General features: G+C 37.7%; 11 protein-coding genes. 5 read left to right on the forward strand and 6 right to left on the reverse strand.

Annotated elements, in window-relative coordinates:
• Positions 1 to 2: 2 nt before the first annotated feature.
• From C1631_RS14985 to C1631_RS15010, 6 genes are all read right to left on the reverse strand, one after another.
• On the reverse strand, positions 3 to 2,705 hold the full coding sequence (locus C1631_RS14985; RefSeq protein WP_165828315.1) for an ATP-binding protein: 2,703 nt from the start codon (positions 2,703 to 2,705) through the stop codon (positions 3 to 5).
• Positions 2,698 to 2,892, reverse strand: coding sequence for a hypothetical protein (locus tag C1631_RS14990; RefSeq protein WP_103249202.1), 195 nt, complete (start codon positions 2,890 to 2,892; stop codon positions 2,698 to 2,700). Before C1631_RS14990 ends, C1631_RS14985 begins: the two co-directional genes overlap by 8 nt.
• A 76-nt stretch (positions 2,893 to 2,968) precedes the next feature.
• Entirely contained in the window at positions 2,969 to 3,196 is a 228-nt protein-coding gene (locus tag C1631_RS14995) for a DUF6814 family protein (protein WP_027372730.1), read from the reverse strand.
• 43 nt (positions 3,197 to 3,239) lie between these two features.
• On the reverse strand, positions 3,240 to 4,820 hold the full coding sequence (locus tag C1631_RS15000) for an MFS transporter (protein WP_103249201.1): 1,581 nt from the start codon (positions 4,818 to 4,820) through the stop codon (positions 3,240 to 3,242).
• Positions 4,821 to 5,014: 194 nt separating this feature from the next.
• Positions 5,015 to 6,394, reverse strand: coding sequence for a porin (locus C1631_RS15005; protein WP_109713093.1), 1,380 nt, complete (start codon positions 6,392 to 6,394; stop codon positions 5,015 to 5,017).
• Between the two features lie 261 nt (positions 6,395 to 6,655).
• Positions 6,656 to 7,072: an IS1/IS1595 family N-terminal zinc-binding domain-containing protein gene (locus C1631_RS15010; protein ID WP_109713095.1), complete on the reverse strand. Its 417-nt coding sequence runs from the start codon at positions 7,070 to 7,072 to the stop codon at positions 6,656 to 6,658.
• A 160-nt stretch (positions 7,073 to 7,232) separates the two neighbouring features.
• Here C1631_RS15010 and C1631_RS15015 point away from each other — a divergent pair, with 160 nt between their 5' ends.
• The 5 genes from C1631_RS15015 to C1631_RS15035 all read left to right on the forward strand — a co-directional run bounded on the left by C1631_RS15015 (position 7,233) and on the right by C1631_RS15035 (position 12,432).
• Positions 7,233 to 7,832 (forward strand): GNAT family N-acetyltransferase, encoded by a 600-nt coding sequence (locus C1631_RS15015; protein WP_228441250.1) that lies wholly within the window; start codon positions 7,233 to 7,235, stop codon positions 7,830 to 7,832.
• The gene (locus C1631_RS15020; protein WP_109713097.1) at positions 7,804 to 9,000 is read left to right on the forward strand and encodes an argininosuccinate synthase; all 1,197 of its coding nucleotides are present in this window, start codon (positions 7,804 to 7,806) and stop codon (positions 8,998 to 9,000) included. The genes C1631_RS15015 and C1631_RS15020 overlap by 29 nt, the downstream gene beginning before the upstream one ends.
• Before the next feature lie 53 nt (positions 9,001 to 9,053).
• Positions 9,054 to 10,019 (forward strand): N-acetyl-gamma-glutamyl-phosphate reductase, encoded by a 966-nt coding sequence (gene argC, locus C1631_RS15025; RefSeq protein WP_109713099.1) that lies wholly within the window; start codon positions 9,054 to 9,056, stop codon positions 10,017 to 10,019.
• 121 nt (positions 10,020 to 10,140) lie between these two features.
• Entirely contained in the window at positions 10,141 to 11,280 is a 1,140-nt protein-coding gene (locus C1631_RS15030) for an aspartate aminotransferase family protein (protein ID WP_109713101.1), read from the forward strand.
• Between the two features lie 201 nt (positions 11,281 to 11,481).
• A complete protein-coding gene (locus tag C1631_RS15035) occupies positions 11,482 to 12,432 on the forward strand; it encodes an N-acetylornithine carbamoyltransferase (RefSeq protein ID WP_109713103.1) in 951 nt (316 codons plus the stop codon).
• Positions 12,433 to 12,439: the final 7 nt, after the last annotated feature.

The raw sequence follows: 12,439 nt of genomic DNA on the forward strand, positions 1-12,439 counted from the left end.
TTTTAATGGTGTTCAACTTCATCTTTTATCTCTTTTATTATTTTTCCCGGAATGCATATTGTGAAAGTAACACCTAAACCGCTGTTTTCAGCTTTGATGTTTCCTCCGTGAGCCTGTACAATTTTTTTAGAAATGGCAAGTCCCAGTCCGCTTCCTGTAGGTTTTAAAATATTTTGATTTTTGGATTGATAAAACTTGTCAAAAATCATTTCCAGATCTTCTTCAGGAATATGCTTCCCGGTATTGAAGAAGCTAATGATTAATTTTTCGTCTTTTTCAAATAATTTGGTTTGAATGGTCCCTTGTTCATCTGTAAATTTTAAGGCATTTCCCAAAATATTTTGAAACAACTGAATCATTCTGGCTTCATCATATTCAAATATAAACTGATTTAAAAGATTAACTTCACTTAAATGAATATTTTTCTGCTGTATCAGATGAAGAAGTGGATTTAATGCCTTTTTATACGTTTCAATAATATTGTCTTGTTGAATATGTAAAGAAATTTCTCCGTGTTGCAGCTTATCCAGATAAAGGATGTCATTGATGATTTCACTTAACCGGTCAGACTCTGTAATAATATTATTTAAAAACTCTTGTTTGATTTCAAAAGGGATATCGTCATCATCTGCTAAAATTTCTCCGGCAGAGCGAATGGCGGTGATCGGAGTTCTTAATTCATGAGCTACAGAATCCAGGAAGTCATCTTTCTGGCGGTCTTTAATGATAAGGCTTTCGTTGGCGGTTCGCAGATCGTCTGAAAGTTTTTGTAATTCCTCAGATTGTTCAGTGAGCTTTTTATTTAAGCTGATGTTTTCCTGAGATTCTTCAAGAATATTTAATACTTCTTTTAAAGATATTTTGTCTTCCTTAGTTACACCTTCAATTAATATTTTGGCTGATGCTGTACCGATGCGTCCTGCCAGAAGGTTTTCTGAAAACTTAATAAACCGGGAATCTGCAGTTTCAGTTTGGGAATCAATATTATATTTTAAATTGAAAATCCGGAGAGCTTGTTCTGTTTTATTTTTACCCAAAAATCGTTCAAGAATATTTTTAATATCCGAAACATAGGCGGTTCCACGCCAAATAAAAGCATTTTCATGATTTTGAATATATTTGTCAATGTCTACATAGAGTTCTGCAAAATTCCGTTCCCTGTAATTTCCTTTTGTGCTTACCGAAACAATGGTAAATAAACCTGTATTCACTAAAATAGACCAAAAGAAAATTTGAGGAATCCTTCCCAGAAAAGGAATGGCGAAAAACCCAAAACCATCGTACATCTCTCTTAAGATCCCCTTGAGTTCCTGGTTGTAAGAAAAGTAATATTGCGGAATAATCAATCCGAAATAACAAATGACCAATCCGGCAGCAAGTCCGGTGACAGCTCCTTTGTAGCTTCCTCTTCTCCAGAATAAAGCTCCGAAAAATGCAGGAGCCAGCTGTCCGATAATGACAAAAGAAATGAGGCCTACAGAATCCAATGATGTTTTTAAAATAAAATATTTATAGAAAACAAAAGCCATAATGATCAGGGCAAAAATGCTGAACTTCCGGATATTGGTAATGTTTCTTGTATTTTGTTCCTCACTTTCAGATTTAAACTTTCCAAGTAAACCATAAGGAATAATCAGGTTGTTGGAAAGCATAATAGATAAAGTGATGGCTGAAATAATAATCATCGAAATACAGGAGCTTAATCCTCCAAGGAAAACAAAAACGGTAATTAAAGTGTTGTCAAAATGTTGTGGAATTAAAATAGAGTAGAATTCCGGATTGACCTTTTGTCCGTCAAAAATTAATCTTCCGCCCCATGCAATTGGAAAAATAAATACGGTAAATATCAACAGATAAAGAGGGAAAAACCAGATGGCTGTTCTGATGTGTTTCTCCTGTCTGTTTTCAACGATTGCTGTGTGAAACTGTCTTGGAAGGATGCAGATTGCCGTTGCGGAAATCATGCATAAAACCATCCAGTTCATGGCACCTTCAATTCCGTTGAAAGTATTTTTTTCTTTAAAATCTTCAAACTGGCTGGCCTTTTGATAAATATCCGAAAACCCGTCGAATACGTAATAAATTACAAAAAAGCCAAGGATGATAATGAAGAAGAGCTTTAAAAAACTTTCCAGAGCAATTGCTGAAATAATTCCCAAACGTTTTTCCGAAGCATCTACATACCGTGTTCCGTAATAGGACGAAAATAAGGCAATCAACACCACTACAAATGTTGCATTGTCAGTAAGAATATCTTTAGACATAGCAGTTTCTGTCACCAGGTGAAATGTTTCCGAAATTGCTTTGATTTGCAGTCCGATATAGGGAACAATAGCCAGCAGGCAAACAATGGTAATGATGGCGCTGAGACTTCTGCTGTTGCCATACCGTAAAGAGATAAAATCTGCCAGACTGCTGATTTTATTGACCCTGGAAATTCTCACAATTCTTGTATTAATATAAATCCATGCCGGGATAATCATGATGGGGCCAATGTAAATAGGAAGGTAATTGAGTCCGCTTGTTGCGGCTACACCGATACTCCCGTAATATGTCCATGCGGTGCAGTACACAGCTAGTGATAGAGCATAGATGTACGGGTTATTAATCCAAAGCTTACTTCTTTTCTTCTCAGCCAGATGAGCCACTAAGAACAGAAGAGCCAGATAAAAAAGAACCACAAAAAATAATGCGAAACTATTCATCATGCTTTTTTACGATGGTAAATGAAATGAGAATAGAAATCATCCAGACGGCAAACAAATAGATTAAAATCATCGGATACCCGAAAACTTCCTTTTCGCTGTTGAAAAGAAGGGAAATGGGTATACTGAAAGCAATCATTAATCCGATGCTCAGGATAATCAGTTTTTGTTCGTGTCTCTTTTTCATACTTTGATGATGGATAAAAAGATAATTGATGAACTGAGGGTTGTGTCGTTCATCAATTATCATTCGCTTTTGTTAATTATATTTTGTCGTCAGAATATTCTCCGGTTAATGCATAATAACCAAAAACAGCCAGCCCGCCCGAGATAATCGGCATCAGTACAAACAGGATGATGATCCCGAAAACCAGGTCTTCCTGCTTTCCTGAAGAAATCTTCGGGATACCCAGTACTGTAATTCCGAAATACCCTACCACCACAGCGATAGCAATCCAGAGAATACCTAATATTTTTTTTAGTCCGTTCATTTTAGTAGTTTTAAAATTAATAAAAATTTGAATGATTCAGTGTTTAATCGTGAAGATTATTGTTCTTATTTTTAAGATAAAACAATCCGATGATCAAACACACCGTAGCAACTCCGATCGGATACCAGAGTCCCTCAAGATACCAGGTGGCATGGCCCGCGTCTTTTCCTGTGGTCACCAGATAAGTGGCTACTGCCGGGAGAAGTCCTCCAAACACCCCGTTTCCAATGTGATACGGTAAAGACATTGATGTGTAACGGATTCTCACCGGGAACATTTCTACAAGGAATGCTGCAATAGGTCCATATACCATGGTTACAAAAATCACCTGAATAAATACTAAAAAGATGAGATACCATTTGGTGTCGTCACTTAATTTTAAGCTTTGCGAAACCTTTGGCTCTTCAGCTTTTCCATCTTTCATAACCGGTCCGGTAGAAGACCAATGGGTGATGCTGTCTTTCTTGATCAGTGTTCCGTCGGTGTACAATGTTTCTTTATGGAAGGTAATCAGGCTGTCAGTCGCAATATCTTTATGAATTTTTGCTGTTCTTTTTTCGGTAATTCCGTTAGCAGCTATGGTTTTACTTTCAAGACTAACGCTTTTAAACATGCTGTCGTAAATAGGCCTGTAGGCCAGGATGGCGACCAGCATACCGGTCATCATCACTGCTTTTCTACCAATTTTATCAGAAAGCCAACCGAAAAATACGAAGAATGGTGTTCCTAAAAATAAGGCAGTGGCCATTAATGAGTCTACCTGTGCAGATTCTACATTCATTACTTTCTGAAGGAAGCTCATTGCATAGAACTGTCCTGTGTACCATATAACTCCTTGTCCCATCGCTGCTCCAAAGAGAGCCAGTAGAACGAATTTAAAGTTATATTTATTTCCAAAACTCTCTTTTAAAGGGTTTTTTGAAGTTTTTCCCTCACTTTTAGCTTTCGCAAAAAGAGGAGATTCTTTCATGTTTTTTCTGATGATGTAAGAAACGGCAACCATTAAAATGGAAATCCAGAATGGAACTCTCCATCCCCAGGTATCAAATTCTTCAGCAGAGAGGGTGGTTTTGGTAATTAAAATAACGATCAGCGAAATGAAAAGCCCTGCAGTTGCTGTGGTCTGAATCCATGACGTCCAGTATCCTCTTCGATGAGGTTGTGCATACTCAGCAACATAAGTGGCCGCACCTCCATATTCTCCTCCAAGTGCTAATCCTTGTAAAAGTCTTAAAATAAGAACTAAAACCGGAGCCATAAAGCCTATGGTTTCATAGCTGGGAATGCATCCGATCAGGAATGTAGAAAATCCCATAATTAATAAAGTAACCAGAAAGGTGTATTTTCTGCCGATAATATCTCCGAGTCTTCCAAAAAATAAAGCCCCGAATGGTCTTACCACGAATCCTGCGGCAAAAGTGGCTAATGTTGATAAAAATGCTGCTGTGGGATTATCTGCAGGGAAAAACTTGGTGGCCAGAACAACTGCCAGACTTCCAAAAATATAGAAGTCGTACCATTCAATAAGGGTGCCGAGTGATGAGGCGGTAATAACGCCCCAGATGGTGCGGTTTTTCTGCCGGTCGGTCATATTTTCGTAGCTTTCGTGGTGATTTTCGCTCATATGGATTGATTTTGATGTTAATAAAAAATGATATTTAATGCATGCGAAATTGTAAGAGGTTTGAAATTTATTTTAAACCATTAAGACTTTTTAAGGGATTAAGGATAATTAAGATGATCGCTTACGTTTTTTAAGCTGCATGCTTATTTTTCATCTTTGATGAAGCTGAACTTTTCTTAATGGTTCAAATTATTTTATAAATAGATTTGAAATTGTACAATAAATTCTCCTTTTGAAGAAGGGCTCTCTGTAGGGCTTGTGTAAACCGGCCTTGTTGAATATTGGGTCGTAATTTTTGCATGATGCCCATCAATAAACCAGTTGGCACCTACATCGAATTGGGAAGATGATTTGTCAAAAGCTTCGAAGCTCTTATGGGTATACGCTGCAAAGGGCTGTATTCTGATTTTTGGCTTTTCAGCCTGACTTGGCAATAGTAAACCGGCCTGTGCGTAGATAACATTTCCTGTTCCGATGGTAGGTTGCAGATTTCCCGGTCCTGCAATGGCTTTATTGCCGATAAAATTAGGATCTGAAGCTGCAATATTCATGGTTCCAAGATTTCTGACGTACTTTGGGCCGAAATTGTAGTTGTAATATCCGGCATATGCAGAAACGGCCATTTTATTTTTTGCTTCCCCCAGTGGAATGTCGGCAAAAGCATCTACAGCGAAAAGGGTGATGTCATGTTTTTCGATAGTTGAATTCACGGATGTTCTTGTACCGTCTGCCTGATGATAGAACCCGGCACCTACATTGAACACTTTTTTAGTTCCCAGATAAGAGCCAACTTTGAAGGGAAGGGTGTTGGATTCTTCGTCAAGAAATTGATATTCAACATATCCTGCCTTTGAAAAGCTTGGGTTTCCGTTGTTGTCTACCGCAACAGCTTTTGAAGGATCGGTGACATTCACAGGGGTAAGATCTGTAGCAAATGGCTTGTTTAAGCTAAAACGATATTCCAGTTTTCCGTATTTTCCTTTGGCAAACATTCCAAGCTGTCTGGCAAACTGGTCGGAATTATCGATAAGGGGCCATGAGAAAACAGGCGAGTCGATGGTAAGGAAGTTTAGTGTTGAAGCCATGGTCATACGGGAAAGTCCCATGTAATAATGAAGTCCTGCTCCTAAAGATAAACTGAATTTTCCGGCTTCTCCAGGTAAAATAACTGCATACTCATTCCAGGCATCATGAAAGAACAATTGGGTTTTCTTTCCGTTTCCGTATCCTCCGGTGCCTGTGGTTCCTGTTGCTCCGCCATTGATAAAGGTTTGGTTGTTGATTCCAAAATGAAGGAGAATCATATATCTTTTGGAGATCTGGGCGTAAGTCAGAGCGCGTAATCGTCTGTTTCCGATGCTCCAGGAGTTGTCTGTGGGTTCACCTCCAACCATACTTCCGGGATTCATAGAGGTGTTTCGTAACCAAAGCTGATCCCAGAGAATAAATCTGATAAATTTATCTCCGGCAGGATTAAGGTTAACTTTTAATCCGCTGCCATAATCAGGAGAACCCTGCGAATACAAGGATCCGCTGATTAGAGCTATTCCAATGAATGTAAGTAATTTCTTCATAAATTATCAATTTTTGGCGTTGTTTTTTGTGAATGCCAAATTGTAATTAATAATTTATTTACGAAAATTTAATATATATTAGTGGTAATGCTATAGTTATGATTTGTTTGATTATGAGTTTCGGGTTCCGGGATCCGGGTTTTGCGACCCAGGTTACGAGGTATAAGATTCAAAGCTTGGGATTCAAGGATTGTTGATATTTAGTGTATTACTCTGTGTTTTATATCCCGCAACGCGCACCCCGCATTCCGGAACTCATATCTATTTTTTAAACCTTTCCCATTTGATTAGCATATATTTATCTGCAAATTGAGTGATAATAATCCCTGAGTTTTTAATGTTTTCTTCCTGTGCAATATACTCAATAAGCTCATTTTGCTTGAGAATTTTATAGACAGGATGAAATTCAGAATGAGGGGGTCTTGTGATGTTGTATTTTTTGATCCACGAACTGATAGTGACATGAGAAACACCAATGATCCTTTCAATTTCACGGTAGCTTAAGCCTTCCAGGTAAAGCTGTAGGGCTTTAGTGACGTAGTAGTCATCAATCTGTTTTCCCAGTTTTTTTACCGTAAAATAATAGTTGCAATTCTTGCAGCGAAAGCGTTGTTTTTCATTAATGATCCCGCTTTTTACCACTTTGCTGCTGTTGCATTTCGGACATGTGTTTTCCATAACTATAGTATTTTAGCAAATATATAATAAATTAGCAAATATTTATTTTTGTGTAAAGATAATTTTACCTGCGTAATTTTTTAAAACAAAAAAAATATCTTTTTTATTTGCATTTAAAAGAAAATATATTTTAAATTTGCCAAAAAATTTAGATAAATAAATGGAAATAGAAATTTCCTCATGCGAACATCTAATGTATGTGAGTGAAATACAGCAGGAAATGTATGATTCTGCACAGCGTAGAGGAACGGGGATCGCAAAACGTTCTATCGAATATTTGAGTAAGAAGATTTCAGAGGGTAATGCTGTGGTGGCCACTGAAAACGGAGAGTGGGTAGGTTTCTGTTATATAGAGACCTGGTCACATGGAAAGTTTGTAGCCAATTCGGGACTCATTGTATCACCGAAATTCAGGAACGGGGGGGTAGCTACTCAGATCAAGCATAAAGTTTTCCAGTTATCTAGAGAAAAATACCCGGAAGCAAAAGTATTTGGGTTGACAACAGGTCTTGCGGTAATGAAAATCAACAGTGATTTAGGGTATAAGCCGGTTATTTATTCTGAGCTGACTCAGGATGAAGAGTTTTGGAACGGTTGTAAGAACTGTGTGAATTATGAAATTTTAATGATGAAGGAACGTAAAAACTGTCTTTGTACAGCAATGCTTTTCGTTCCTGACAATAATAAAGTAAACGGTGTTGCCTATAAGCAACCAGAAATTAAATATAACAATGAACAAGAAAGTCATCTTAGCGTTTAGCGGAGGTTTGGATACTTCCTATTGTGCTAAATATCTTAGTGAAACACTAGGGTATGATGTGTACGCAGTTACTGTAAATACCGGAGGTTTTTCGAAAGAAGAGGAAAAAGAATTGGAAAGAAAAGCTTTAAACCTTGGGGTAAAGGAGTACAGGTGCGTGGACGCTCAGGAGGATTATTATAATTCATGTGTGAAGTATTTAATTTTCGGAAATGTATTGAAAAATAATACCTATCCTCTTTCTGTAAGTGCTGAACGTACGATTCAGGCTCAGGAAATTGCAAAATATGCCATGGAGGTGAATGCGGATGCTATTGCCCACGGAAGTACAGGTGCCGGAAATGACCAGGTTCGTTTTGATCTGATTTTTCAGGTGATGTGTCCTGATGTAGAGATTATTACGCCAATCCGTGACATGGCTTTGTCCCGTGAAGAGGAGATTGAGTTTTTGAAAAGCCATGGCTATGAAATGGAATTCCATAAAGCTCAATATTCAGTAAATAAAGGTCTTTGGGGAACTTCTGTAGGAGGAAAGGAAACTTTAACCTCAAGAAATTATCTTCCGGAAGAAGCTTTTCCTTCTCAGATAAAAGAAACTCAGCCTTCAGAGCTTGAAGTTGAATTTAAAAACGGAGAAGTGATTGCTGTGAACGGTGAACGTTTTGAACACTCTGTATATGCTATTCAAAAAATTGAAGAGTTAGCTTCTGCTTACGGAATCGGGCGTGATATTCATGTGGGAGATACGATTGTGGGAATTAAAGGAAGAGTAGGGTTTGAAGCTGCTGCAGCTTCGGTCATTATCAAGGCGCATCATTTATTGGAAAAGCACACGCTTTCAAAATATCAGCAAATGATGAAATCCCAGTTGTCCGACTGGTATGGAAACTGGCTGCATGAAGCACTTTTCCTGGATCCTGTAATGAGAAATATTGAGTCTTTCTTAACGGATTCTCAGAAAACCGTAAGCGGAAAAGTATTTGTAACCCTTCATCCATATCGATTTATTTTAAATGGAATTGAGTCTGATCACGATTTGATGTCTGATCAATTCGGAAGCTATGGAGAAGCAAACAGAGCATGGACAGGAGAAGATGTAAAAGGATATACCAAGATTGTAAGTAATTCTTTAAATATATATCACCAGATTAACCAAAATATCAATTAGTTCCGAAGGAACGATTTAATACAAGATAGGATGCAGTCCTATCAGATTAAAATATGAAGAAAACAATAGGAATAGTTGGTGCTAACGGTTATACAGGAAGCGAGTTGATTCGTATACTGGCTTTCCATCCTTATGTGACATTGAGTTTTTTATATAGTCGTTCGAATTCGGGAACAAGAATATCAGATTTGTACCCGGATTTAACGACGGTTTGTGATCAGGTATTAACCAATCAGACAGAAGAGGTTGATATTCTTTTCCTATGTCTTCCCCATAAGGAAAGTCAAAACTGGTTAACTCAAAATCCCGTTAACGATGAAACTTTGGTTATTGACCTTGGAAATGATTTCCGTCTGGATGGAAATTTTGAAAACAGAAATTTTATCTATGGATTGCCGGAAATACATAGAAAACAACTGGTGGGGGCAAAAAGTATCGCCAATCCGGGATGTTTTGCGACGGCAATTCAAATGGCATTATTGCCATTAGCGGAAAAAGGGTTATTAAATGAGGTTTTTACCACAGGAATTACAGGCTCTACAGGTGCTGGCCAGTCTTTACAGGCTACGACCCATTTTACCTGGAGAAATGATAATATATCAGCGTATAAAACCTTAACCCACCAGCATGTGGATGAGATTTTACAACAGTTGATTTCATATAATAATAAAGAAGTAAACCTGAATTTTGTTCCATGGCGGGGAGATTTTGCAAGAGGGATTTTTACAAGTTCCACCATGAAGACGGATATGGAATTGGAGGAAATAGAACAATTGTATCAGGATTTTTATGCAGGGGAGCCTTTCGTGACGGTAAGTCAGAGGGCGGTTGATTTAAAGCAGGTTGTCAATACGAATCGCTGTGTGATTCAGATCGAAAAGAGTGGAAATGTTGCCGTTATTCATTCAGCGATTGACAATTTGTTAAAAGGTGCTTCAGGACAGGCGGTACAGAATATGAATATCGCAATGGGCTGGGAAGAAAATGCGGGATTAAATTTAAAACCAATAGCATTTTAAACCTGTTAATGTAAAAAGTATTAATAAAGTCGGAGGTTGCGGATCATAGATTACAGGTATTAAGAGAAATGATTATCTATTAATGATCAACTTTCAACTTTCAATTTTCAACTAAAAAGACATGAATTTATTCAACGTATATCCATTATTCAATATAAACCCGGTTAAAGCTCAGGGATCTTTCCTTTGGGATGATAAAGGAGAACAATATCTTGACTTTTACGGAGGTCATGCGGTAATCTCTATCGGACATAACCATCCGCATTATCAGACTAAGTTGAAGGAACAATTGGAAAAAATTTCTTTCTATTCCAATTCCGTTCAGAATGAATTGCAGACGGAACTGGCAGAAAAGCTTGGAAAACTATCAGGATATGAAGATTACAATCTTTTCTTGTGTAATTCAGGAGCTGAAGCTAATGAAAATGCACTAAAACTGGCCTCTTTCCATAACGGAAAGAATAAAGTCTTGTATTTCTCAGGTTCATTTCACGGAAGAACTTCTGCGGCGGTTTCGGTAACAGATAATCCAAAAATTGTTGCACCTGTCAACTTCTCTGAAAGATTTATCAAATCAGAATGGAATGATATTGAGCAGCTTGAAAAGACTTTCGAGCTTCATGGAAATGAAATTTCTTCCGTAATCATCGAAGGAATTCAGGGAGTAGGCGGAATTATGATTCCAACACCGGAGTTCTTATCGAAAATCAAAGACTTGTGTGAGAAATATAACACGGTATTGATTCTGGATGAGGTGCAATCGGGATACGGAAGAAGCGGATATTTCTTTGCACATCAGGAATTCGGAATTGAACCGGATATCATTACAACCGCAAAAGGAATGGGGAATGGGTTCCCTGTTGGTGGGGTTTTAATTCATCCGAAATTTGAGGCAAGCAATGGTTTGCTAGGTACTACATTCGGGGGAAATCACCTGGCATGTGTCGCTTCAATTGCGGTATTGGATGTGATGAAAGAAGAAAACCTCATTGAAAATGCTCAACAAATGGGCGAGTATATTGAAAACGAAATTAAAGATTTACCCCATATTAAATCGATCCGAAGGAAAGGATTAATGATCGGAATAGAGCTGGACAGTGACTGTTCAGAAGTAAGGAAAAGCTTACTGTTTGATCATCATATTTTCACCGGAAACTCAAATGATAAAAGTGTTTTAAGGATTCTTCCGGCATTGAATATCAAAAAAGAGCAGACGGATCTTTTTATCAACGCGTTGAGAGAGATATTAAAAAATAGGTAATGCGAAAGAGTAAAGTTGCAAAAGAGAAGAGGATATAATGAAAATGTTTGTTTGTCATTCTGAAAAAGCAAGCTGAAATGAAGGATATAAAAACTGTACAAAATAATATTCCCCCTTTCATCAGAATGACAACTCTTTCCAATTGCTAAGTAAAATCTCAACAAGAATTATGAACGCGGAAATCTTTAAAATCAATTCAAAATGAAAAAATTCACAGCTGTAAGTGATATAGAAAACTTACAGGAAATCATAAAAAAAGCTTTAGAAATCAAAGCAAATCCACTTTCTGAAACAGAAAAAGGAAAGGGAAAAACCATTGGACTTGTATTTTTAAATTCAAGTTTAAGAACCCGTTTAAGCAGTCAGATTGCGGCCCAAAACTTAGGATTAAATGTTTTGACGTTAAATGCAGCCCAGGAAGCCTGGAATCTTGAATTTGCTGACGGAGCAGTAATGAACGGGGATACCGTAGAACACATCAAAGATGCTATTGAAGTTTTGAATCAATATTGTGATATCATTGCTGTACGTTGTTTCGCGGGAATGAAGAGTAAAGAAGACGATGTCAATGAAAGCATTCTGAGCCAGTTTGAAAAACATGCAAAAGTGCCTGTTATTTCTTTGGAATCTGCAACACGTCACCCGCTTCAAAGTTTGGCAGATTGTATTACCATTACTGAAAACTGGAAAAAAGAGGATAAACCAAAAGTAGTTCTTACCTGGGCGCCGCACATCAAACCGATTGCTCATGCCGTAGGAAACTCTTTTGCAGAGTGGATGCAGGAAATGGATGTTGAGCTGGTGATTACCAATCCGGAAGGATATGATCTGGATCCGGCTTTTACAAAAGATACAAAAGTAATTCATGATCAGGATGAAGCCTTAAAAGATGCGGATTTTATTTATGTTAAAAACTGGTCATCCTTTGACGACTATGCCGCAATGCCTGAAGTTAAAGGAGACTGGATGCTGACTAAAGAAAAACTGGCCAATACAAACAACGCAAAAGTAATGCACTGCCTGCCGGTTCGTCGTAATGTTGAATTAAGCGATGAAGTAATGGATGGAGAAAATTCAATTATTTACCAACAGGCAAAGAATCGTATTTTCTCAGCGCAAGCCGTTTTCAGTGAAATTTTAGACAGTATATAAAGTCCCG

The sequence above is a fragment of the Chryseobacterium phosphatilyticum genome (assembly GCF_002899825.2).
Lineage (GTDB): Bacteria > Bacteroidota > Bacteroidia > Flavobacteriales > Weeksellaceae > Chryseobacterium > Chryseobacterium phosphatilyticum.